Here is a 21,109-nt window from a genome sequence, read left to right on the forward strand (position 1 = left end):
AGGAAGCATCTCGACATGAAAAACGAACTGATGGGGATCATCCCCGCCCTGGTGACGCCGTTCGACGCCAATGGCGATATCAACGAAGAGAAATTTCGCGCCCATACCCGTTTCATTCTGGGCAAGAAGGTCCATGGCGTCTGCCTCGGCGGCAGCACGGGCGAAGGCTATACGTTCAGCCCGCAGGAGCTTCGCCGTCTCACGGCGGCCACGCTGGAGGAGGTTAACGGCAAGGTGCCGGTCGTCGCCGGCATCATCGCCAATTCCACCCGTGAAGTCCTGGAGCGGGCCGATGCCCTGAAGGACCTCGGCGTCGCGGCCCTGCAGGTGACGCCGACCTACTACGTATTCAACTATGGCGAAGACGCCATGTTCGAATATTTCAAGCGGATCTGGGAGGAGACCGGCATTCCGCTCGTCATCTACAACGTCATCCCCTGGAACCTTTTGAGCGCCGACCTCGTCATCCGCATGATGGAGGAAATCCCGGGCGTGATCGGCATCAAGCAGAGCCAGGGCAACATTTCGCGGGCGGCCGAGCTGGTCATCCGCGCGCCGAAGGGCAAGTCGATCCTGGCGGCGATCGACGACCTGCTGTACCCCTGCTTCATGTTCGGCGCCCAGGGCACGCTGGCCGCCTCGCCGACGGCGGCGCCCGGCCCGTGCGTTGCGCTGTGGGATGCGGTGAAGGCCGGCAACCATGAGCTTGCGCAGCAGATCCACGACAAGCTGGTGATCTTCTGGCACCTGATGGGCCACGAGAACCTGCCCGCCCTCGTCAAGTACTGCCTCGAGCTCCAGGGCGGCGATGTCGGCCTGCCGCGCCATCCGATGCCCGCCGCCTCGCAGGCGCAGAAGGAGAAGATCAAGCCGGCCCTCGAAGCGCTGCTTCGCTTCGATCCCGCGCTTTCAAGGGCTGCGTGACGGCCCGCACGACGGCAAAAGCCCCGGCCTGAACGAGGCCGGGGCTTTTGCCTGGGAGGATTTTCGCAAAACGCGGGCGCCGTGACATGGCGCCCGCAAAGCGCGTCAGGCGGCTGCCGACTGCGAGACGTCCTCGTAGCGCAGGATGTTCTTCAGCTCGCGCTCGATATTGGCGAGCTGGGCAGCGCTCGTCGCCGGCATCGGCATGCGCGGCAGGCCGGCTTCGGTGCCCTGCAGGCGGATCGCGGTCTTGATGTTGGCCGGCAGGTTGTCGGCATAGATGGTGTTCCAGAAGCGCAGCAGGGCTTCGTGGATTTCCCTGGCGAGCTTGTGGTCGCCGCGCTGCACGGCGTTCCACAGCGTGATGCAGACGCCCGGAACGGCCGCCGGATTGGCGGCGATGGTGCCGTGGCAGCCGATGGCGAAGGACGGATAGAGCAGGGCGTCGATCGCCGAATAGACCTTGCAGCCTTCCGGAACGTTCAGCATGAGGTCGGCCATCAGCTTGAGGTCGCCGGCGCTCTGCTTGACGCCCTGCACGCCCGGCAGCTCCTTCATCAGGCGAACGAGCAGCGCCGGGCTGAGATAGTTCCACGGCACGACGTTGTAGATGATAACAGGTATGTCGGTCGCTTCGGTCAGCGCCTTGAAGTGGGCGAAGGTGGCTTCGTCATCCGGCTTGAAGACGTAGTGGACCGGGGTGACCTGCAGGCCTTGGATCGACAGGTGCGAGATCGCCTTGGCGCGGCGGATGGCTTCGCGGGTCGAGTTGGCGATGATGCCGGCGAGAACCGGGATCCTGCCGTTGACCTCCTCGACGCAGATTTCCATGAGGCGGGTGAATTCCTCGATGGTCAGCGTGTGGCCTTCGCCCGAGCTGCCGCCGACGCAGACGCCATGGACGTTCTTGGAAAGGTTGAACTTGACGATGTTGCGGAAGGCCGCCTCGTCGATCTCGCCTTCCTTGGTGAAGGGCGTGACGATGGGCGGGATGATGCCGTTGACGTGGTCGAGGTTCATTTCAATGCTCCTGTTGTGAGTTCTGTTCGGTTCTGTGATTCCAGGGCGCCGCCTCCGGCGCCGTGAACGGGTTGAAAAAAGGGGATCGCTTCAGAGCGCTTCGGCCAGCGCCCGCATCCAGATCGCGACGGCGGCTGCGCCGCCATCCGGGACGCCCACGGCGCGGTCGCCGAGATAGGCGGCACGCCCGAGCTTCGGGCTCATCGTCTCGGTCGCCCTGGCGCCATCCTCGGCCGCCTTGGCGGCGGCGCGCCAGGCCGACTTCGGATCGCTGCCGGCGGCCGCGCGCGCGGCTTCCAGCGCCGGGTGGAGCGCGTCGAGCATGGTGCGGTCGCCCGGCCTGGCGCCGCCGATCTGGCTGATCGCGGCCACCGCGATCTCCAGCGCCTCGATGAAGGTCTCCGGCGCGAAATCCGGATCGCCGGCAAGGTGCCGGCCGGCACGGGTCAGCGCGATGGCGTAGAAGGGACCGGAACTGCCGGCGATCGCACGGCGCAGCGCGTGGCCGATCGAAACGAAGGCATGGGCGGGATTGGCCCAGGCCGTGTCCGGCAGTCCGCGCACGGCCTGGGCGCCGCGCAACATGCTGGCGCCGAGGTCGCCGTCGCCGGCGCGGCTGTCGAGATCGGTGAGATAGGCTTCCGCCCCCTCCAGCGCGGCGGCGACGGCAAGCGCGACCGCCTTCAGCCTGACGGCGTCGAACGGCACGCCCTCGCAGAGCGCGGACTCGTCCTCGTTGACGTTATCCGTCTTCACGACCGTGGCGGCGTCCGGCACCTTGCCGCCACCCGGCCAGGCCGTCGCGCCGGTCGGCGCGTCGAGCAGTTCGGCATCGCCGTCCTGCAGCGGCAGGAGCGAAATCGAGCAGCCTGGCATTTCGATCGCCGTCAGAAAATCGCCGCTCCAGGCGCGTTCGACAGTGATGCCCTTTTCGCGCAGCACGGCCAGCGCCCGGCGGGCGACGATTGCCAGCTCCATCGGCGGGGTCGCGCCAAGTCCGTTGACCAGCAGCGCGACACGGGCGCCGCGCCCGATCTTCATGTCGGTGACGATGGTCTCGACCAGCCGGTCGACCAGCGCGTCGGCGGACATGATGCCGGTCCGTTCGACGCCCTTTTCGCCATGGATGCCGAGCCCGAGTTCGATCTCGTCCTCGGCCAGTTCGAAGCCGGGCTTGCCTGCCGCCGGCACGGTGCAGGCGCCGAGCGCCACGCCCATCGTGCCGATGCGGGCGGCGGCGGCGCGGGCGATGGCCGCGACCTCCTGCAAAGACTTGCCGCTTTCGGCGGCCGCCCCGGCGATCTTGTGGACGAAGACTGTCCCGGCAATGCCGCGACGCCGGTCGCGGGGGACGAGACCGGCCAGCGCCACGTCGTCGGCGACGACGACGAGTTCGGTCGGGATGCCTTCGACCGCCGCCAGTTCGCCGGCGAGGCCGAAGTTCAGGCGGTCGCCCGTATAGTTCTTGACGATCAGCAGCGCGCCGGCCGGCCCCGCCGTGGCGCGGATCGCGGCAAGCACCGCATCGACGCTCGGCGAGGTGAAGACCTCGCCGGTCACCGCCGCCGTCAGCATGCCGTGGCCGACATAGCCGGCATGGGCCGGCTCGTGGCCCGCCCCGCCGCCGGAGATCAGGGCAACCGGGCGATCGGCCGGAGCCGGCAGGCCTGCCCGGATGACGACGTTTTCGGTGTCGAGGAGAGCGAGGCCGGGATTGAGGCCGACGGTGCCTTCCAGCATTTCGCGAACGATGTCGGCGGTCCTGTTGATCAGCTTCTTCATCACGCCGCCTCGCTGTCCTGGGCGCGCAGGAAGGCCTCGAGGCGCGAGGCGCCTTCGGCGATCAGCGCGGGATCGACGGCGAAGCAGACGCGCAGGTATTGCTCGCCGCCCGGGCCGAAGGCGGAGCCGGGCGCCACCCCGACGCCGGCTTCCCTGAGGATGCGGCGGGCCATTTCATAGCCGCTGTTCATGCCGCGCACCGAAAAGAAGAAGTAGAAGGTGCCCTGCGGCCAGAAGACCTTGACGTTCGGGAGCTTGTCCAGCGTCGCGCAGATGATCGCGCGGCCGCGCGCCGAACGTTCCACGAGCTGGCGGATGAAGTCGTCGCCCTGATCGAGGGCCGCAACCGCCGCATACTGGCTGAACGTGGAGACGCTGGTGGTGTTGTACTGGCTGAGATTGTCGAACACCGTCGACATGCCCTCGGGATAGATCAGCCAGCCGATGCGCCAGCCCGTCATGCACCAGTTCTTCGAGAAGGTGTTGGTGATCAGCAGGCGGTCGGTCGGTTCGGTGACTTCGAGGAAGGAGGGCGCGATGGTGCCGTCATAGGTGAAGTGGCAATAGACCTCGTCGGAGACGATCCACAGGCCGCGCTCGCGGGCGAAATCGCGCACCTCGACCATCTGCTCCTTCGGCATGATCCATCCGGTCGGATTGGAAGGGGAATTGATGGCGATCGCGCGGGTCCTCGGGGTGACGGCGGCATAGACGTCGTCGAGGTCCAGCGTGAAGCCGCCGCTGCCGGTGGTGCGATAGGGCACGGGCACGACCGTGCCGCCGAGGATGCCGATGATCTCGACGAGGTTCGGCCAGGCGGGAACCGGAACGATCACCTCGTCGCCGGGGCTGATGATCGCCTGGAAGGCCTGCATGATGGCCTGGACGCCGCCGGCCGTGACGCTGAAGCGGTTCGGGCCGACATCCACGTTCCAGTGGCGCTTATGGTAGCGGTCGAGTGCCGCGCGCAGCGCCGGCACGCCGTGCGAATAGGTGTAACGGGTATGGCCGGCCTGCATGGCGGCGACCGCGGCGTCCTTGATGAAGTCCGGCGTCGGCAGGTCGCCTTCACCGATCCACAGCTTGATGACATCGGGGTCTTCGCGCGCGAGGTCGGCAATGTCGCAGATCTGGTTCAGTTCGATCCGGCTGATGCGCTCCGGCGTGCCGGCGATCGGCCATTCAGGATCCTTGTAGTCCATGTATGTCTCCCTCACGATGCTCCCAAGGCGCGGCCGGCGATCCCGCGTGTCCCGCCGGCGGCTATACGGACTACATATTCCGCAATATGGAATAAAGATCCGTGTTGCATCCACATAATGAAATTATTTCGGAACAGTCAACAGAAAGGTTGCGGTTTCTCTCAGATTGTGTGTAGATCGCCTCGTCATATCAAAATAATCCGCATTGCGGAATTAAAACAGGATGGGAGCGCGTAAGAATGAGAAAACTGATAATCTGGGCAGGCGCCCTGCTGATGGCAGCCACGACCGTCGTTTCGGCGGCCGACGATCCGCGCGGCACGATCGGCGAAATCCTCAAGGCGAAGAAGATCGTCATCATGAACGACCTGTCGGCGGCGCCGTGGCAGTTCCGCGACGCCAACGGCAACCCGGCCGGCTTTTCGGTCGACCTCGACCGCCTGATCGCAGCCAAGCTCGACGTCGACCTGGAAATGCGCAACGTCGAATGGGCCGGCCTCATTCCGGGCCTGCTCAGCCGCAAGTCCGACATCCTGGCGACCAGCATGTCCACGACCTTCAAGCGCGCCCAGCAGATCCTGTTCACGACCGGAAGCTGGTATTCGACGGGCGTCGTGGCGATCGTGAAGGCGGAAGACAAGGACAAGTCCTGGGAAGAGCTGAACCAGCCCGGCAAGCGCCTTGCCGTCAAGGCCGGCACAAACGCGGTGGACGCTGCCAAGCAGTTCTTCCCGCAGGCCGACGTGCAGAGCTATCCGAACGACGTCGACACCTACCAGGCCCTCAAGACCGGCCGCGTCGATGCCTCGCTCAACGACCTCGCCGTGCTCGGCGTCGTCAAGGCCGAGTATGATTTCGAGGCCCTGTCGGAGCCGCGCCAGTTGATCACGGCCGATACCTGGGGCTTTGCCGTCCGCCCGGGCGACATCTACACCTGGCAGTATCTCAATTTCTTCCTGGCCAAGATCCAGGAAAGCGGTGAGCTCGACGCCCTGAAGAAATACTGGGTCGACGGCGAGGCCTGGAAGAAGGACTTCCTGGAGAAGAACAGCGGCGTCTCGGAAGACCGCAAGAAGCTGGTCGAGCTGCTCGGCATCGGTGCCTATGTCCCCGAAAACAACGGCACGCGCCACACCCTGCAGTAAGGGATACCCATCCGGGCCGCCATCGCGGATGGATGGCCCGGGTCGGTCCGGTTGAAACAAGAGGGGTTCGGGATGCCATTCTTCGAGGCGCGGGACGTCAACTTCCATTTCGGCAAGCACCATGCGCTGCGCGATATTTCGCTGGCGTTCGAGAAGTCGGACGTGCTGGTCATCTGCGGACCGTCGGGATCGGGCAAGAGCACCTTCATCCGGACGATCAACCGGCTTGCCGGCCCGCTGACCAGCGGCGACATCAAGCTCGAAGGCAGGAGCCTTTCGACGATGCGCTCGAAGGAGCTCTATCGCAAGGTCGGCATGGTGTTCCAGCGCTTCAACCTCTTCCAGCATCTGTCTGTTCTCGACAACATCGCCCTGCCGCAGCGCCGTGCGCTGGGCAGGAGCCGTAAGGAAGCCAACGAGCGGGCGATGGCGCTTCTGGAAAGGGTGGGGCTCGGCGAAAAGGCCGCCGCCTATCCGGTGCAGCTTTCCGGCGGCCAGCAGCAGCGCGTGGCGATCTGCCGGGCGCTCGCCATGGATCCCGAGCTTCTCCTCTTCGACGAGCCGACCTCGGCGCTCGACCCGGAAATGGTCGGCGAGGTGCTGCAGGTCATGCGCGAGCTGGTCACCTCCGGCATGACCATGATGGTCGTGACCCACGAGATGGGTTTTGCCCGGGAACTGGCCAGCGAGGTCGTGTTCCTCGAAAGCGGCCAGCTCATCGAGAAGGGGCCGCCGGCCGAATTCTTTTCCCATCCGAAAGAGGCGCGCACACGGGCCTTTCTCGACCAGATCCTCCGGCACTAGGCGGCATCGTCATGTTCTCAGACGCTTACGATCTCTTCTGGCAATATGAAGACACCTATATGGAGGGCCTGCGCAACGCGCTGACGGCAGCCGCCTTCGGCCTTTGCATGGCGCTCGTCGTCGGCATGCTGGCCGGTGTCACGCGCTACGCCTCGAGAGGCGGCCTCATCGGCCGTGCCGTTGCCGTCTATGTCTCGTTCGTGCGTAACACGCCGCTTCTGGTGCAGGTCTATTTCATCTATTTCGGCCTGCCGGCGATGGGCGTGACGCTTAGCGCCTTCTGGACCGGCGTGATCGCGCTGACCTTCAATTCCGGCGCCTATATCGCCGAAATGGTGCGCGGTGGCCTGAACGCCATTCCGCGGGGCCAGACGGAAGCGGCGATGTCGCTCGGGCTTCGCCAAAGGGTGGTGTTGTGGAAGGTGCTGCTGCCGCAGGCCGGGCCAACCATCCTGCCGGCCGTCACCGGGCAGTTCGTGCAACTGATCAAGGACACGTCGCTGCTCTATACGATCTCGGTCCTGGAAATCACCAAGGCCGCCGACGACGTCGGCAACGAGACCTACCAGTTCCTGCCGGCCTACATGGTGAGCTGCGCCATTTATGTGGCGGTCTGCATCGTCCTGAACCTGATCGTCGACCTCTACGAAAGCCGTGCCGGCTTTTCCAGACACCAGCGAGCCTGACCATGATCGACATCATATCCGTCGCCCGCGACGCACTGGGGCTCATCATCACCGGACTGCCGATCGTGCTGATGCTGACGGTGGCGGCCTTCTTTCCGGCCCTGTTCATCGGCATCGTCGGCGGACTGCTGGCCTCCTCCCGGTTCCGGCTCGTCCGCCTCCTCGTCAGCGTCTATGTCTATGTTTTCCGCAGCACGCCCTTCCTGATGTTCATCTTCCTTGTCTATTACGGCTTGCCGCAATACGACATCGACATCGGGCCGGTGACGACGGCGATCATCGCCTTGTCGCTGTCGCACGGCGCCTATATGACCGAGATCATCCGTGGCGGATTGCGCGGGCTGGACAAGGGGCAGGGCGAGGCGGCGGTCGCGCTCGGCTTCGGCCTCTTCCACCGGTTGAAGGATATCACCCTGCCGCAGGCCCTGATGGCGATCATCCCGTCGCTGCTCGGCCAGTCGATCCTGATCATCAAGGATACATCGCTTGTTTCCGTGGTCGGGATCAGCGAGATCACCCGGCTCGGCCGCGAGGTCGTGATCCGCACCAACGAGCCCTTCGTGGTGTTCACGCTGCTGGCGCTTACCTACTTTGTCGTGTGTTTTCTGCTAGAACTGTTCGCGCGCCAATTGGAGGGACGTGCCCGGCGGATTCTCTCGGGGCAGTGAGATCGGAAAGAACATGAAAGCAGATCCAATGGCATCGATTGCAGAACGGGACGAAATCTCCAGCGCGAGCGAAGGCCGCGACGGCGGCGCGAAGTCCCTGCGCAAGATGGCCGCCGTCCTCGACAGCTTCTCGCGCGCCCGGCCGACGATGACGATCGCGGAAATGTCGGACGCCACCGGCCTGCCGAAGGCGACGGTGCACCGGATCGTCACGTCGCTGCGGGAGGTCGGCCTGCTCGACCAGGACGGTCGCCGGCAGGGATACCGCCTCGGGTTGAAGCTGTTCTATTACGGCAGCAGCGTCCTTGCGAACCTCGATACCGCGACGCGGGCCCATCCGCACATCGCCAAGCTGCAGCAGCTCACAGGCGAGGTGATCCATTTCCACATGTTCGACGGCAGCCAGATGGTCTGCGTCGAGCATGAGGAGATGGTCGCCTCCAGCCGCACCATCGTCCAGGCCGCCCCGACTTACTGTACCAGCGTCGGCAAGGCCTTCCTTGCCTTCCAGGATCAGGAACTGGTGCGCCGCATCGTCGCCGAGGGCCTGCACGCCTACACGGCGAACACCATCGTCAACGCCGACGATCTCGCAGCCGAACTCGCCAAGGTGCGCGCCCAGGGCTTCGCCATTGATGACGAGGAGATCGAGCTCGGCCTGCGCTGCGTCGGTGCGCCGGTGCGCGATTCCTCCGGTCGCGTCTTCGCGGCCGTCAGCGTATCCGGACCTGCGGAGCGGATGCCCGATGGCCGGATTACCGGCCTGGCGCCCGCCGTCATCCAGACGGCGAACGACATAATCGCGGCGCTTGCCGAATAAACGTTCCGACACCTGAGTTACAGATGTCCGCTCAAACCGCCAAGGCGCCTGCCATCGGCACCGACATCGCCATCGAGATGATCAAGGTCAGCAAGTGGTACGGCGAATTCCATGTGCTGCGCGACATCAACCTCAAGGTCATGAAGGGCGAGCGCATCGTCATCTGCGGACCCTCCGGCTCGGGGAAATCGACCTTGATCCGCTGCATAAACCGGCTGGAGGAGCACCAGAAGGGCCAGATTCTCGTCGACGGCATCGAGCTCACCAACGACCTGAAGAAGATCGACGAGGTGCGCCGCGAGGTCGGCATGGTGTTCCAGCACTTCAACCTCTTCCCGCATCTGACGATCCTCGAAAACTGCACACTCGCCCCGATCTGGGTGCGCAAGATCCCGAAGAAGGACGCCGAGGAGGTCGCGATGCACTACTTGAAGCGCGTCAAGATCCCCGAGCAGGCGCACAAATATCCCGGCCAGCTCTCGGGCGGCCAGCAGCAGCGCGTGGCGATCGCCCGCTCGCTCTGCATGAAGCCGAAGATCATGCTGTTCGACGAGCCGACCTCGGCGCTCGACCCGGAAATGGTGAAGGAAGTGCTCGACACCATGGTCTCGCTCGCCGAGGAAGGCATGACCATGCTGTGCGTGACGCACGAAATGGGCTTTGCCCGCCAGGTCGCCAACCGGGTGATCTTCATGGACCAGGGCCAGATCGTCGAGGAGAACGCGCCGGCCGCGTTCTTCGACAACCCGCAGCACGAGCGCACCAAGCTCTTCCTCAGCCAGATCCTTCACTGAATCCAAAGTCCGATCTTTCGAAATCCAACCATCGGATAGCCGCAATCGAACTGCGCCATGGCCGGGACCGCCGGGAAGAGGCGAGCTGGTCGGCGGATACCCGGACCTGCTGCGCGCGGGTGGTGTCGCGCACGGCATCGTCGGATTCCAGGAAACCCATGCAGGAGCATCCGACTTCCTCAAGAAGCAGCGGGGTCGGCCGCAAGATGCGCTGCCGGCCATTGTCGGGCATGCCTTCGCTCTCGACCACCGATGCGGGCACCGCTGCACGGCGCGCGTTCCGCCCGCAAGCCGGGCCGGTACCCCCTCGAACGTGGGATGGTGCCGTTCCGCCGGCCCTTTAGATTGCTCCCGATTTGCGGCATCGCGCCCGTTGCGCATTCCGACAGGGGGAACCATGAACTGCCATATCGTCGCCCGGCTGCTCGCCTGTACCATGCTTTCAGGCGCTGCGGTGACGCCGACCCTTGCCGCGGAGATCGAGCGCGTGGCGGGGCCGGGCGACAAGAGCGTCATCGTCGGGGGCATCTCGGCCGACGGCTCGGCGATCGTCGGCACGATCAATCCTCACGTCAATCCGGCCAATGTCGACGGGCGCGGCTTCCTGTGGACGCAGGCGGGCGGGATGAGCGTTTTCGCCGATCCCGGACTGTTCGGCCGCTTCATGGCGACCGGTGTCTCCAATGACGGCGCCTATATCGTCGGCAGCGCCACGGCCGACATGCTCGTTTCGGGCGAGAGCGCCATGTCGGCGCGCGCCTATCGCTGGAGTGCGGCGGGCGGCTTCGAGGATCTCGGCGCCCTGCTGCCCGGCAACGAGAGCAGGGGCAAGGCCATTTCCGGCAACGGCAGGGTCGTGGTCGGCAGCAGCGGCGGCGCCTATGCGATGACGGGTTTCCGCTGGGAGGAGGGGCTGGGCATGCAGGCGCTGCCCGGTAATTTCGCCGACCAGCATCCCATGGCCACCAGCTATGACGGGTCGGTCGTCGTCGGCACGAGAACCTATCCCGACATCATGGCCATTCGCTGGAAGAAGGGCCTCGGAACGGAGGTTCTGCCGCTGTTGCCGGATACCGCCTCGTCCGCGGCGTTCGACGTCTCCGACGACGGCGCGGTCATCGTCGGCTGGACGGGCATCCAGGCGGTGCGCTGGACCGATGCCGGGGTCTTTTCGCTCGGCCACCTCGGCGCCAGCAGCGACAGGGCCGCTTCCGTGGCCTACGGCGTTTCCGGCAACGGAGAGGTGATCGTCGGCATGGCCTCCACCGGGCCGGCTGTCAACGACCCGTATCGCGGCTTCCGCTGGACGGAAGGGACCGGGATGCAGAGCGTGGAGGACTGGCTGCGCGACAGCGGCGCGGTGATCGCCGCCGACATGACCTATCTCGCCCGCTCGGCCAACTGCGACGGTAGCGTCGTGGTGGGCGAGACGGGCATCGTCCATGGCCTGGTGGGCGCACCGCCGAGTGCCCTGTTCATCGCCCGCGGCACCGGCACCGGCCCGAACGATTGCCGCATGGCCGGCAGCCCCGCCGGGGAGGATCCGGGTGGTGAAAACCCGGGCGGTGAAAATCCCGGCGGCGAGACGCCGGGCGGCCAGAACCCCGGCGGCCAGAATCCCGGCGGCGTGGGCGTCATCGTCGTCGACGAATTCAACGCAACGCTGGCCGATGCCGGGGCGGCGAACACCGCCATGCTCGGCAATGTCAACCTGCTGCTCAACGGCGCGGGAAGCCGGCCGCTCGACCGCCGTGCCGATCCCGGCCGCTCCATCACCTGGCTCGGCGGCGACTGGGGCGGCCTCGATGACGGCGACATCGGCCTCGGCGAGATCGGCGCCGGCCACAATTTCGGCGGCCTGCAGATCAACGCGGTGGCCGGCTTCAGCCGCTTCGACCAGGCGATGGCGCTCGGCGGCAAGGCGGAGCTTTCCGCCGGCTACGTGAAGGCGGAAGCGCTTGCGCAGCTCTATGCGACGGGCAATGGCGGTCTGTGGGGCGCCGTCACCGCATCGGCCATGTGGGGCCATGCGGACATGGAGCGCAACTATCTGAACGGTGGCCTGGTCGACACCTCCTACGGCTCCACGGACACCTCCGGCTACGGGCTGCGCGGCCGGCTGCAATGGGAAAACGCGGTCGACTACGTTTCGCCCTATGCGGATCTCTCCTATGTCCGGGGATGCTTCGACGCCTATAGCGAGACCGGCGGCGGCTTCCCGGCCTCCTTCGGCAAGCTGTGCGACGGGTCGACCGAGCTGCGCTACGGCTTCGATGTCGCCTATCCCCTGTCGAGCGAGTTCCGCCTCATCGGCACGCTGGAAGGCGTGCATCGCTTCGAGGGCAGGAGCGCCAACGTGACCGGCGCGGTGCCGGGTCTTTATGCCTTCGATCTCGGCAGCGTCGCCTACAAGCAGAACTGGTTGCGCGCCGGCGCCGGCTTCGAGGCCGATATCGCCGGCTCCACCCTGTCGCTGATGGGCAATGTCACCTCCCGGTCGCAGGGCACGAAAGCCTGGCTCGCCGCAAACTGGCGCATGAAGTTCTAGGGCCGGTCGCCGTCCGGCCTGCGGATACGGCTGGGATCCTGCAGCGCCGGTTTGCCCTCGGCCTGCCGGCGGGCTATAGTCTCGGGGAATATTTCTGGCCGGTCTGGGGCAGCGTTTCGGGAAGCCGGCCGTAATTCCCCGGCGAGGGGACCGGCGGGCGGGGCTGCCTTGCGCCGCTCGAGTGGGGAAGAAGGGGCCTGATTTGAGGCGCAGCGCGTCTCCAGCCGTTGTCATGCTGACGGCGCTCGCGTGCGGCATCGCCCTCATCGCGGCGTCGGCGGCGTTTCTGCTCCGGCAACCCTGGCTCGGCCTTCAGCTCGACGCATCGGTCGAGCGGGGTATCCGCGTGGTGGGCGTGTTTCCCGGCGGGCCTTCGGCCGGCATCCGCCCGGATACGGTTCTGACCGCCATTGGAAACCCGGCCGGCGTTTTCGTGCCGCTGGAGCCCTTCGACATGGTCGAAGACCCGGACACCGCGCCCACCTATGCCGCTTTCGATGATTTCCTCGACCGGCAGAGCCGCATCGCGGGGCTGCTTGATGGAGGCGAGGTCCGGCTGACGGCGGCCGACGGTGCCGTCCTTGCCGTCCGTCCGGCGGCCTCGCGCCCCCTTGCAAGCCTTCCGCCGGCCTTCTGGCTGCAGGAGTTCATCGGCCTTGCCTGTCTTCTCGTCGGAACCTGGGCCTATTGCCTCAAGCCCCGCGATCCCGCGGTCCGGGTGATGGCGCTTGCCAGCGCGGCCTCGGTTGTCACGGCCTGGGCGTCGGCCATCTTCATCTATCGCGAGCTGGCGCTCGACGGCCGGGTGATCCACGTCCTGTCCTCGCTCAACCTTGCCGGCGCGCTCGGTTTTGCCGGATCGATCCTCGTGCTGTTCCTGATCCATCCGCGGCGGCTCGTCCCGCGCGCGGCCGTGCTGCTGGTCGCGGCGGTTCCGGCCGCGGCCTGGCTGGCCGACGTGCTTCGCATCGGCCTCGAAACGCCGGCAACCCAGCGCTACCTGGTCATCATGCTGCTGCTGGCCGGGAGCCTCGTCGCGGCGGGCATCCAGTATCTTCGCGCGCGCGGCGATCCCCTGGCCCGGACGGCGCTCAAATGGTTCGGCATCTCGCTTTCCATCGGCGTCGTCATGTATGTGCTCGCCAATGCCGTGCCGGCGCTCGCGGGCCGGCCCGCCGGTGCGCCGCAGGTGCTCACCTACGCCTTCGCGCTCCTCCTGAACGGCGGCCTCGTGGTGGCGGTCGTCCGCTACCGGCTGTTCGAACTCGATGCCTGGGCCTTCCGCATCCTGTTCTACACGTTCGGCGCCGTGCTGCTCCTCGGCCTCGACGCGCTGCTGGTCTATGTCGTCTCGCTCGACCGCGCGCCCGCGCTCGGCGCGGCGCTGCTGCTGGTGGCGTTCCTCTACCTGCCGCTGCGCGACGGTCTTGCCCGGCGCTTTGCCGCGCGCAGCACGCTCGACCGGCACACGCTGCTGCGTGCGGTGGTCGACGTCGCCTTCGGTTCCTCGGACGGCGAGCGCGCCGCCCGCTGGCAGGGCCTGCTCGGGCGGCTGTTCGACCCGCTCGACTGCGCGGCGGCCGACCGGCCCGTGGCCGCGGCGGCGATCCGTCACGAGGGGCTCGAGCTGGCCGTGCCGGCGGTTGCCGGCGCGCCGGCGCTGCTGCTGCGCCGCCCGCGGGGCGGGCGCGGGCTGTTCGGACCGAACGACGCCGAGGTGGCGGCCCAGCTGGTCGGCGTCATGCGCCATGTCGAGGCGAGCCGCGACGCCTATGAACGCGGTGCGGTGGAGGAACGCCGCCGCATCGCGGCCGACCTGCACGACGATGTCGGCGCGCGCCTGCTGACAGGGCTTCATCGGGAGGAGCCCGGCGAGATCAAGCAGGCGCTGCGCGAGGCGATGGCCGATGTCAGGACCATCGCCGTCGGGCTCTCCGGCGACAGGCAGGCGCTGGGGCTGGTTCTGGCCGACCTGCGGCACGAGGCCGGCCAGCGGCTCGACCAGGCGGGCATAGACCTCGCCTGGAGCGAACGGCACGACGGCGCGAGCGATCCGTTCCTTGTCTATCGTACCTACCGGAACCTCGTTTCGGCCCATCGCGAGCTGGTCAGCAACGTCATCCGCCATGCCGGGGCCCGCAGGCTCGAAATCACGGTCGCGCGCGAGGATGGCCGCCTGCGCCTCGTCTTCGAGGACGATGGCGCGGGGTTCGGCACGGGTCCGGCGAGCGGGAGGGGAAGCGGACTTGCGAATGTGCGCCGGCGGGTGTCGGCGCTCGACGGCGAGATGGCGCTCGGCGCCTCGCGGCATGGGGGCGCGCGCGTCGAGCTCGTGCTTCCGCTGGCGGAGGCCGCGTCATGAGGGTCGCGGGCATGATCGTCGAGGATCTTTCCGCCGTCCGCGACTGGCTGGCCGGGGTCTGCGCGCGCGTCTTCCCGGATGTCGCCGTCACGGCATGCTGCGATCTCGCGTCGGCGCGGACCTTCCTGCGCAGGCTCCGCTGCGAGGAAACGGAGCTGGCCTTCGCGCTGGTCGATCTCGGCCTGCCCGACGGCTCGGGCATCGATCTCATCCGCGAGCTGTCGCTTCATCATCCGGGGACGCTGCCGGTCGTCGTCACGATCTACGGCGACGACCGGCGGCTCTTCGACGCCATCGCCGCCGGCGCGCAGGGCTACCTGCTCAAGGACGACGACCCCGAGGCGATCGAAAGCAACCTCCAGCGCATCCGGCGCGGCGAGCCGCCGCTCTCTCCCGCCGTCGCACGGCGGATGATCGCGCATTTTCGCGACATCGGGACGCCGAGCAGCGTGGAGCTGACGCAGCAGGAAACCCGGGCTCTGGCGCTGCTGGGGCTCGGCATGCGCATCCAGGACGTCGGCCGCGAGATGGGCATCAGCGTGCACACGGCGCGCGACCATGTGAAGGCGCTCTACGGCAAGCTGAACATTTCCTCTCGCGCCGAAGCGGCGGTCGAGGCCGTGCGCCGCGGCCTCGTCTAGCGGCGACGCACGGCCGGCGGCGGCTTCGCCCAAGCCGCCCTGCCTCTGGTGGGCGAAGCGCGGCAGTCCCTCCGGGGCCGGACTCGCCTGCCACTCCGCGGCTTCGCAGCGGGACCTGTATTCCGGTTCCCGCGGTCGAGGACGCTTTTGCGAGCGGCTCGGCCCGCCGGCGTTGCGCAAGGGCGGGGTCGCGCGCTTCGGGGGAGCACGGCCTTGCCGGCATCCGCCTCCGTCCCGGGCGATTCGGCGTAGCGCAACGCGCGGCGTGCTTCCGGCGCCGCCCATGTCGCCAGGAAAGTCGTTTTGGCGACCGTCGGGGCCGTTGGCATTTCGGGGACGGGTCCTATGTTATGCGCAGCGGTGCACGGAAGGCAGGTTTTGTCCATGGATTTGAAGTCGTTGTCTCGCGATGAGCTCGAGCGGGAGGTCGCCCGGCTTCGCGGCCTGCAGGCCGACGCGGAAGCCGAAGGCATGCAGGCGGACGCGCTGCGCGCGCATGCGCGATACCGCGCCCTCTTCGAGGCGATCGACGACGGCTTCTGCATCATCGGCTTCATGGACGGGCCGCATGGTCCCCTGAGCGACTATGTGCATGTGGAGGCCAATACCGGCTATGAGCGGCACACGGGAATTTCGGATATCGTCGGAAAGCGCCTGCGGGAGATCGAGCCGGCCAATGCCGATGTCTGGCTGGAAATCTATGGCGGCGTGCTTCGCACGGGCCAGCCGGTTCGTTTCGAGCAGGAATTCAAGGCTGTCGGGCGCTTCATCGAGGTCTCCGCCACCCGCATCGAGCCGGAATCCCTTTGCCAGGTCGCAGTGCTTTTCCGCGACGTCACGGCACGCAGGCTGGCCGAAGCGGCGCTGCGGGAAAGCGAGAGCCGCGCGCGCGACAACGTGCAGCGCGTCCAGCTCGCAATGGCTGCGGGCGCCATCATCGGCACATGGTTCTGGGATGTGCCGTCCGATCGGTTCACGGTCGATGAAGGTTTCGCCGCAGCCTTCGGCCTCGATCCGGAAAAAGGCCATACCGGCCTCAGCCTCGCCGATGTTACCGAGACGGTTCACCCCGACGACCGCAAGCCGCTCGTCTGCGCCATCCGGGACGCGCTTTCGAAAGGCGGCGCCTATGCCCACCAGTTCCGCACGCGCAGGGCGGACGGGAAATATTACTGGCTGGAGGCGAACGGGCGCGTCGAGCACGGTCCCGACGGCAGGGCGCTGAAGTTCCCCGGCGTCGTGATCGACATTGAGGGCCGGCGCGCCGTCGAGGCCGAGCGCGACCGTGCGCTGGCGGCGTTGCGCGGCCTCAACGATACGCTGGAGCAGCGCGTCGAGGAGCGGACGACGGCGCTGATGCAAACCGAGGCAGCGCTTCGACAGGCCCAGAAGATGGAAGCCGTCGGCCAGTTGACCGGTGGCCTGGCGCATGACTTCAACAATATCCTTGCCGGCGTCAGCGGCAGCCTCGACCTGATGAAGACGCGCCTGGCGCAGGGGCGCATAGGCGAGATCGATCGCTATCTGGCCGGCGCTCAGGGGGCGGTGAAGCGCGCGGCGGCGCTGACCCAGCGCCTGCTTGCCTTTTCACGCCGGCAGACGCTCGATCCCAAGGCCTCCGACATCAACCGGATCGTGGCGGGCATGCAGGAGTTGATAAGCCGAAGCGTCGGGCCGGGCGTGGCGGTGGAAACCGTTGCCGCCGGCGGGCTTTGGATGGCGTTCGTGGATGTCGGCCAGCTTGAGAACGCGCTTTTGAACCTGTGCATCAATGCCCGCGACGCCATGCCGGATGGCGGGCGCCTGACGATCGAGACGGGAAACCGATGGCTTGACGAGCGGGCCGCGGCACAGCGGGGCGTGTCGCCGGGACAATACGTTTCCCTCTGCGTCAGCGACACGGGGGCCGGCATGTCCCCGGAGATCGTCGCCCGGGTCTTCGATCCGTTCTTTACCACCAAGCCGATCGGCCAGGGAACCGGCCTCGGGCTGTCGATGGTCTACGGCTTCGCCGGTCAGTCCGGCGGCGCGGTGCGCATATATTCGGAGGTCGGCAGGGGGACGATGGTCTGCATCTATCTCCCGCGCCATGCCGCAGAACAGCAGGACGAGGAACCGCCCTTGGAAAATGATGCCGTGCCGATGTCCGCCGCGCAGGACACCATCCTCGTCGTCGACGACGAGCCGCTCGTCAGGATGGTCGCTGTCGATATGCTGGAGGAGCTCGGCTATGTCGTGCTCGAGGCCGGCGACGGGCCTTCGGCGCTCAAGATCCTCGAAGCGCGCCCCGAAATCAGCCTTCTCGTCACCGATGTCGGCTTGCCGAACGGCATGAACGGCCGCCAGCTTGCCGATGTCGTCCGGGGAAAAAGGCCCGATCTCAACGTGCTTTTCGTCACGGGATATGCGGAGAACGCCGTGCTCAACCACGGTCATCTCGAGCGTGGCATGCAGGTCGTCACGAAGCCGTTCACCGCTGAAACGCTCGCGCGGCGCGTGAAGGATTTGATCGGCGGTGAAGCGTAGCCGCCACTTTTTGTCCTCAAGCCCCGGTTAACCCGATCCGGCAGGGCAATTTCCATATCCCGATGAACGAGACCGATGACCTACAGCAAAAGACGCTTTGAACTGAGAGACCGCACGCGCGACGGCCACGAACAATTGGATGCAGCGGTGGGCGTGTTCGATACGCTGGCCTCCTATCGCCGCTATGTCGGCTTGCTGGGCGCGTTTCGCTCCACGATGGACGGGCAGGTGTCCGGCGCCGCCTGGCCCGCCGGATGGGCCTGGCGGCCGACTGTCGTATCGGCAGCTTTGGCGCAGGATGCCGACGATCTCGGCCTGGCGGCAACGCGTCCCATGAAGGCGGGTATGGACCTCGGCGAGCCGAGCGCGCTGCTCGGCGCCCTTTATGTGCTGGAGGGATCCACCCTCGGGGCGCGCGTGCTGCGCCAGCGCGCCGCCGCGCTCGGGATGCGGGACGACTTCGGCGCAAGACATCTCGCCCTTATGTCAAATGATATCGCGCAATGGCAGTCGTTCCTATTATTGTTGGACGAAGCTCGGGATTTCGATATCGAACGCGCGGCCGCGTCGGCCAACGAGGTCTTCGACCTTGCCCTGCGATGCTTTGAAAGTGATCGTGTTGTTTGCCAGTGACCGTGTAAACCTCAGCACCTGCGACCGGGAGCCGATCCACATCCCCGGCACCATCCAGCCGCATGGGTGCCTTCTCGCCTGCGACATCAGCCTGTCGAGGATCGAGCGTGCCTCCGCGAATGCGGCCGGCATGCTGGGTCATCCGGGAGGGCTTGTCGGTCGCGCCATCGCGGACGTCCTGGGCGCGAAGCTGCTGCATGACCTGCGCAACGCAATGGCTGCGACCAGCTCGGCGTCACGGCCCGCGCTCATGCTGGACGTCGCCATCGGCGAACGCGTGCTGGACATCGCCATCCATCACTACAGGTCCGCGGTCATCATCGAGTTCGAGCCGGCGCCCTCCATCGGCCAGCCTCTGCATATCGCCCGCGAGATGATCGGCCGGATCAGCGATGTCACCGAGGTCGAACGCCTTGTGCAGCGCGCGGGGCGGATCGTTGCCGGCGCCACCGGCTATGACCGCGTGATGGTCTACCGCTTCGAGCACGACGGTTCGGGAAAAGTGGTGAGCGAAACCAGGCGGGCGGACCTGGAGAGCTTTCTCGGGCAGTATTTTCCGGCGAGCGACATCCCCCAGCAGGCGCGTGCGCTCTACCTGAAGAACACGATCCGCGTCATTGCCGACGCAAGCGGCAGCCGCGTTCCGGTCGAACCGGTGCTGGATGCATCGGGCGAGCCGCTCGACCTCAGCTTCGCGCATCTGCGCAGCGTGTCGCCCATCCATTGCGAATATCTGCGCAACATGGGTGTTGCCGCCTCCATGTCCATCTCGATCGTTCTCGACGGCCAGCTCTGGGGCCTGATCGCCTGCCACCACTATTCGCCGCGCGTGCTGCCCATGGCGCAGCGCGTCGCCATGGAGATCTTCGGCGAGTTTTTCTCCCTCCATCTGAAATCGCTGAAGGAGCGCCGGCGCGTGGCGGCCGTTGCCGGCACCCGCGAGGCGCTCGATCGCTTCCTTATCCTTTCGTCCCACCACGAGGATGTCGGCGAACTGCTGCGCCAGAGCCTTCACGAGTTTTCCAGCCTGCTTCCCAACGACGGTATCGGCGTGATGTTCGATGGACGGTGGATCGGCATCGGCGTCACGCCGCCGGATGACGCGCTGCCCGCTCTTCTCGATTTCGTGCAGGGCGTCGGGGAGGGCCGCATCTGGGCGACCCATGCGCTGTCGCAGAAGATGCCGGAGGCCGCGGCCTATAGCGACCGTGTTTCCGGCGTCCTTGCCGTTCCGCTTTCGCAGACGGGATCGGACTGCCTTCTCTTCTTCCGCAAGGAACTCGTCCAGACCCTCGACTGGGCGGGCAACCCGGACAAGACCTACGAGGTCGGGCCGCTCGGCGACCGGCTCACGCCGCGCAAGAGCTTTGCGATCTGGAAGGAGACGGTCAAGGCGCAGGCCCAGTCCTGGACCGAGTCCGAACGGGAGATCGCCGAGATCATCCGTGTCGCGATCGTCGAGATCGTGCTCCGGCAGAACGAACTCATGGCCGACGAAAGGCGCAAGTCCGAAGTGCGCCAGCGCATGCTGAACCAGGAACTGAGCCATCGGGTGAAAAACATCCTGGCGGTCATCAAGTCCCTGGTGACGAGCCCCCAGCATCACAAGAGCACGCTGGAGGCGTATGTCGCGACCCTGCAGGGCCGCATCGAAGCCCTGTCCATCGCGCATGACCAGGTGGTCCGCGGCGATGGCGGCGGCATACTTGCCGAGCTCCTGGAAGCCGAGCTCCAGCCCTACCGGGCCAAGGCATCCACGGTCGCTCTCGACGGGCCGCCGGTCTGGCTGGACAGTCGCGCGTTCTCCGTCATGGCGCTGGTCTTCCATGAACTTGCGACCAATGCCGCCAAATATGGTGCGCTCTCCGTGCCGACGGGCGAGGTGGCGATCACGTGGGAGATGACGGACACGGGCCTATGCCAGATCGTCTGGCGCGAGCGGGGCGGCCCTCTCGTCAGCGTTCCCGCGCGCAGCGGCTTCGGCAGCGCGCTGATCGATCGCAGCGTTCCCTATGACCTCGGTGGCGAAAGCATCATCCGGTTCGAGCCTTCGGGGCTCGTGGCGACCTTCAGAATTCCGCCGGCGCATGTGAAGCTGACGTCATCGAAACCAAGGACGACGGCGCAGGCGGCGGTGCGCGCGCCTGCCCCGGCGAACGCATTGGGCGCAGCCGATCCTTCCGTCCTCATTCTGGAAGACCAGATCCTGATCGCCCTCGATCTCGAGGCCATGCTCGCGGATGAAGGCCTGTCGAGAGTGATCACCACCAGCTCTGCCCGCCAGGCGATGGCCCAGATCGAGGTGCAGGCGCCGGAACTTGCCATCCTCGACATCAATCTCGGGCCGACCACCTCCTTCTCCGTGGCGGCCGAGCTCCGCAAACGTGCCGTTCCCTTCGTCTTTGCGACCGGTTACGGCGAAAATGCGCAGCTTCCGGAGGACCTTGCCGGCGTGCCGATCGTGCGCAAGCCCTACAGCCGCAACACGATCGTTTCCGCGCTCACGGCGCTTTTGCAAGGCCGATAGGATCGCGTGCCTGCAAGTCGCGGGAAG

At 66.5% G+C, this 21,109-nt stretch carries 16 protein-coding genes; 13 read left to right on the top strand and 3 right to left on the bottom strand.

Annotation, left to right across the window (positions count from 1 at the left end; translation table 11 throughout):
* The first annotated feature begins 15 nt into the window (after positions 1 to 15).
* Entirely contained in the window at positions 16 to 924 is a 909-nt protein-coding gene (locus tag L0976_RS09575; protein ID WP_203320093.1) for a dihydrodipicolinate synthase family protein, read from the top strand.
* Between the two features lie 105 nt (positions 925 to 1,029).
* On the opposite strand, the gene L0976_RS09580 is transcribed toward L0976_RS09575, so the two are convergent.
* The 3 genes from L0976_RS09580 to L0976_RS09590 form a co-directional block, all read right to left on the bottom strand.
* Positions 1,030 to 1,944: a dihydrodipicolinate synthase family protein gene (locus L0976_RS09580; protein ID WP_234187094.1), complete on the bottom strand. Its 915-nt coding sequence runs from the start codon at positions 1,942 to 1,944 to the stop codon at positions 1,030 to 1,032.
* 90 nt (positions 1,945 to 2,034) lie between these two features.
* The gene (locus L0976_RS09585) at positions 2,035 to 3,726 is read right to left on the bottom strand and encodes a dihydroxyacetone kinase family protein (protein WP_234187095.1); all 1,692 of its coding nucleotides are present in this window, start codon (positions 3,724 to 3,726) and stop codon (positions 2,035 to 2,037) included.
* The gene (locus L0976_RS09590; protein WP_234187096.1) at positions 3,726 to 4,928 is read right to left on the bottom strand and encodes a pyridoxal phosphate-dependent aminotransferase; all 1,203 of its coding nucleotides are present in this window, start codon (positions 4,926 to 4,928) and stop codon (positions 3,726 to 3,728) included. Before L0976_RS09590 ends, L0976_RS09585 begins: the two co-directional genes overlap by 1 nt.
* 239 nt (positions 4,929 to 5,167) lie before the next feature.
* On the opposite strand from L0976_RS09590, the gene L0976_RS09595 reads away from it, so the two are divergent.
* The 12 genes from L0976_RS09595 (at position 5,168) to L0976_RS09650 (ending at position 21,082) form a co-directional block, all read left to right on the top strand.
* A complete protein-coding gene (locus L0976_RS09595; protein WP_234187097.1) occupies positions 5,168 to 6,073 on the top strand; it encodes an ABC transporter substrate-binding protein in 906 nt (301 codons plus the stop codon).
* Positions 6,074 to 6,145: 72 nt separating this feature from the next.
* Positions 6,146 to 6,877: an amino acid ABC transporter ATP-binding protein gene (locus L0976_RS09600; RefSeq protein WP_234187098.1), complete on the top strand. Its 732-nt coding sequence runs from the start codon at positions 6,146 to 6,148 to the stop codon at positions 6,875 to 6,877.
* Positions 6,878 to 6,888: 11 nt separating this feature from the next.
* On the top strand, positions 6,889 to 7,563 hold the full coding sequence (locus L0976_RS09605) for an amino acid ABC transporter permease (protein WP_234187099.1): 675 nt from the start codon (positions 6,889 to 6,891) through the stop codon (positions 7,561 to 7,563).
* Positions 7,564 to 7,565: 2 nt separating this feature from the next.
* On the top strand, positions 7,566 to 8,231 hold the full coding sequence (locus L0976_RS09610; RefSeq protein WP_203320100.1) for an amino acid ABC transporter permease: 666 nt from the start codon (positions 7,566 to 7,568) through the stop codon (positions 8,229 to 8,231).
* A gap of 28 nt (positions 8,232 to 8,259) precedes the next feature.
* The gene (locus tag L0976_RS09615; RefSeq protein WP_234187100.1) at positions 8,260 to 9,051 is read left to right on the top strand and encodes an IclR family transcriptional regulator; all 792 of its coding nucleotides are present in this window, start codon (positions 8,260 to 8,262) and stop codon (positions 9,049 to 9,051) included.
* A 23-nt stretch (positions 9,052 to 9,074) separates the two neighbouring features.
* Complete coding sequence (locus L0976_RS09620; protein ID WP_234187101.1) at positions 9,075 to 9,845, top strand: amino acid ABC transporter ATP-binding protein; 771 nt, start codon at positions 9,075 to 9,077, stop codon at positions 9,843 to 9,845.
* A 397-nt stretch (positions 9,846 to 10,242) separates the two neighbouring features.
* The gene (locus tag L0976_RS09625; protein ID WP_234187102.1) at positions 10,243 to 12,393 is read left to right on the top strand and encodes an autotransporter domain-containing protein; all 2,151 of its coding nucleotides are present in this window, start codon (positions 10,243 to 10,245) and stop codon (positions 12,391 to 12,393) included.
* Between the two features lie 232 nt (positions 12,394 to 12,625).
* Complete coding sequence (locus L0976_RS09630; protein WP_234187103.1) at positions 12,626 to 14,755, top strand: sensor histidine kinase; 2,130 nt, start codon at positions 12,626 to 12,628, stop codon at positions 14,753 to 14,755.
* Positions 14,752 to 15,396 (top strand): response regulator transcription factor, encoded by a 645-nt coding sequence (locus L0976_RS09635; protein ID WP_234187104.1) that lies wholly within the window; start codon positions 14,752 to 14,754, stop codon positions 15,394 to 15,396. The genes L0976_RS09630 and L0976_RS09635 overlap by 4 nt, the downstream gene beginning before the upstream one ends.
* A gap of 384 nt (positions 15,397 to 15,780) precedes the next feature.
* Complete coding sequence (locus tag L0976_RS09640; protein ID WP_370643621.1) at positions 15,781 to 17,922, top strand: response regulator; 2,142 nt, start codon at positions 15,781 to 15,783, stop codon at positions 17,920 to 17,922.
* Between the two features lie 75 nt (positions 17,923 to 17,997).
* On the top strand, positions 17,998 to 18,555 hold the full coding sequence (locus L0976_RS09645; RefSeq protein ID WP_234187106.1) for a biliverdin-producing heme oxygenase: 558 nt from the start codon (positions 17,998 to 18,000) through the stop codon (positions 18,553 to 18,555).
* Positions 18,542 to 21,082 (top strand): HWE histidine kinase domain-containing protein, encoded by a 2,541-nt coding sequence (locus tag L0976_RS09650; RefSeq protein ID WP_234187382.1) that lies wholly within the window; start codon positions 18,542 to 18,544, stop codon positions 21,080 to 21,082. Before L0976_RS09645 ends, L0976_RS09650 begins: the two co-directional genes overlap by 14 nt.
* Positions 21,083 to 21,109: the final 27 nt, after the last annotated feature.

The organism is Shinella sp. NM-101, from assembly GCF_021401195.1.
Lineage (GTDB): Bacteria > Pseudomonadota > Alphaproteobacteria > Rhizobiales > Rhizobiaceae > Shinella.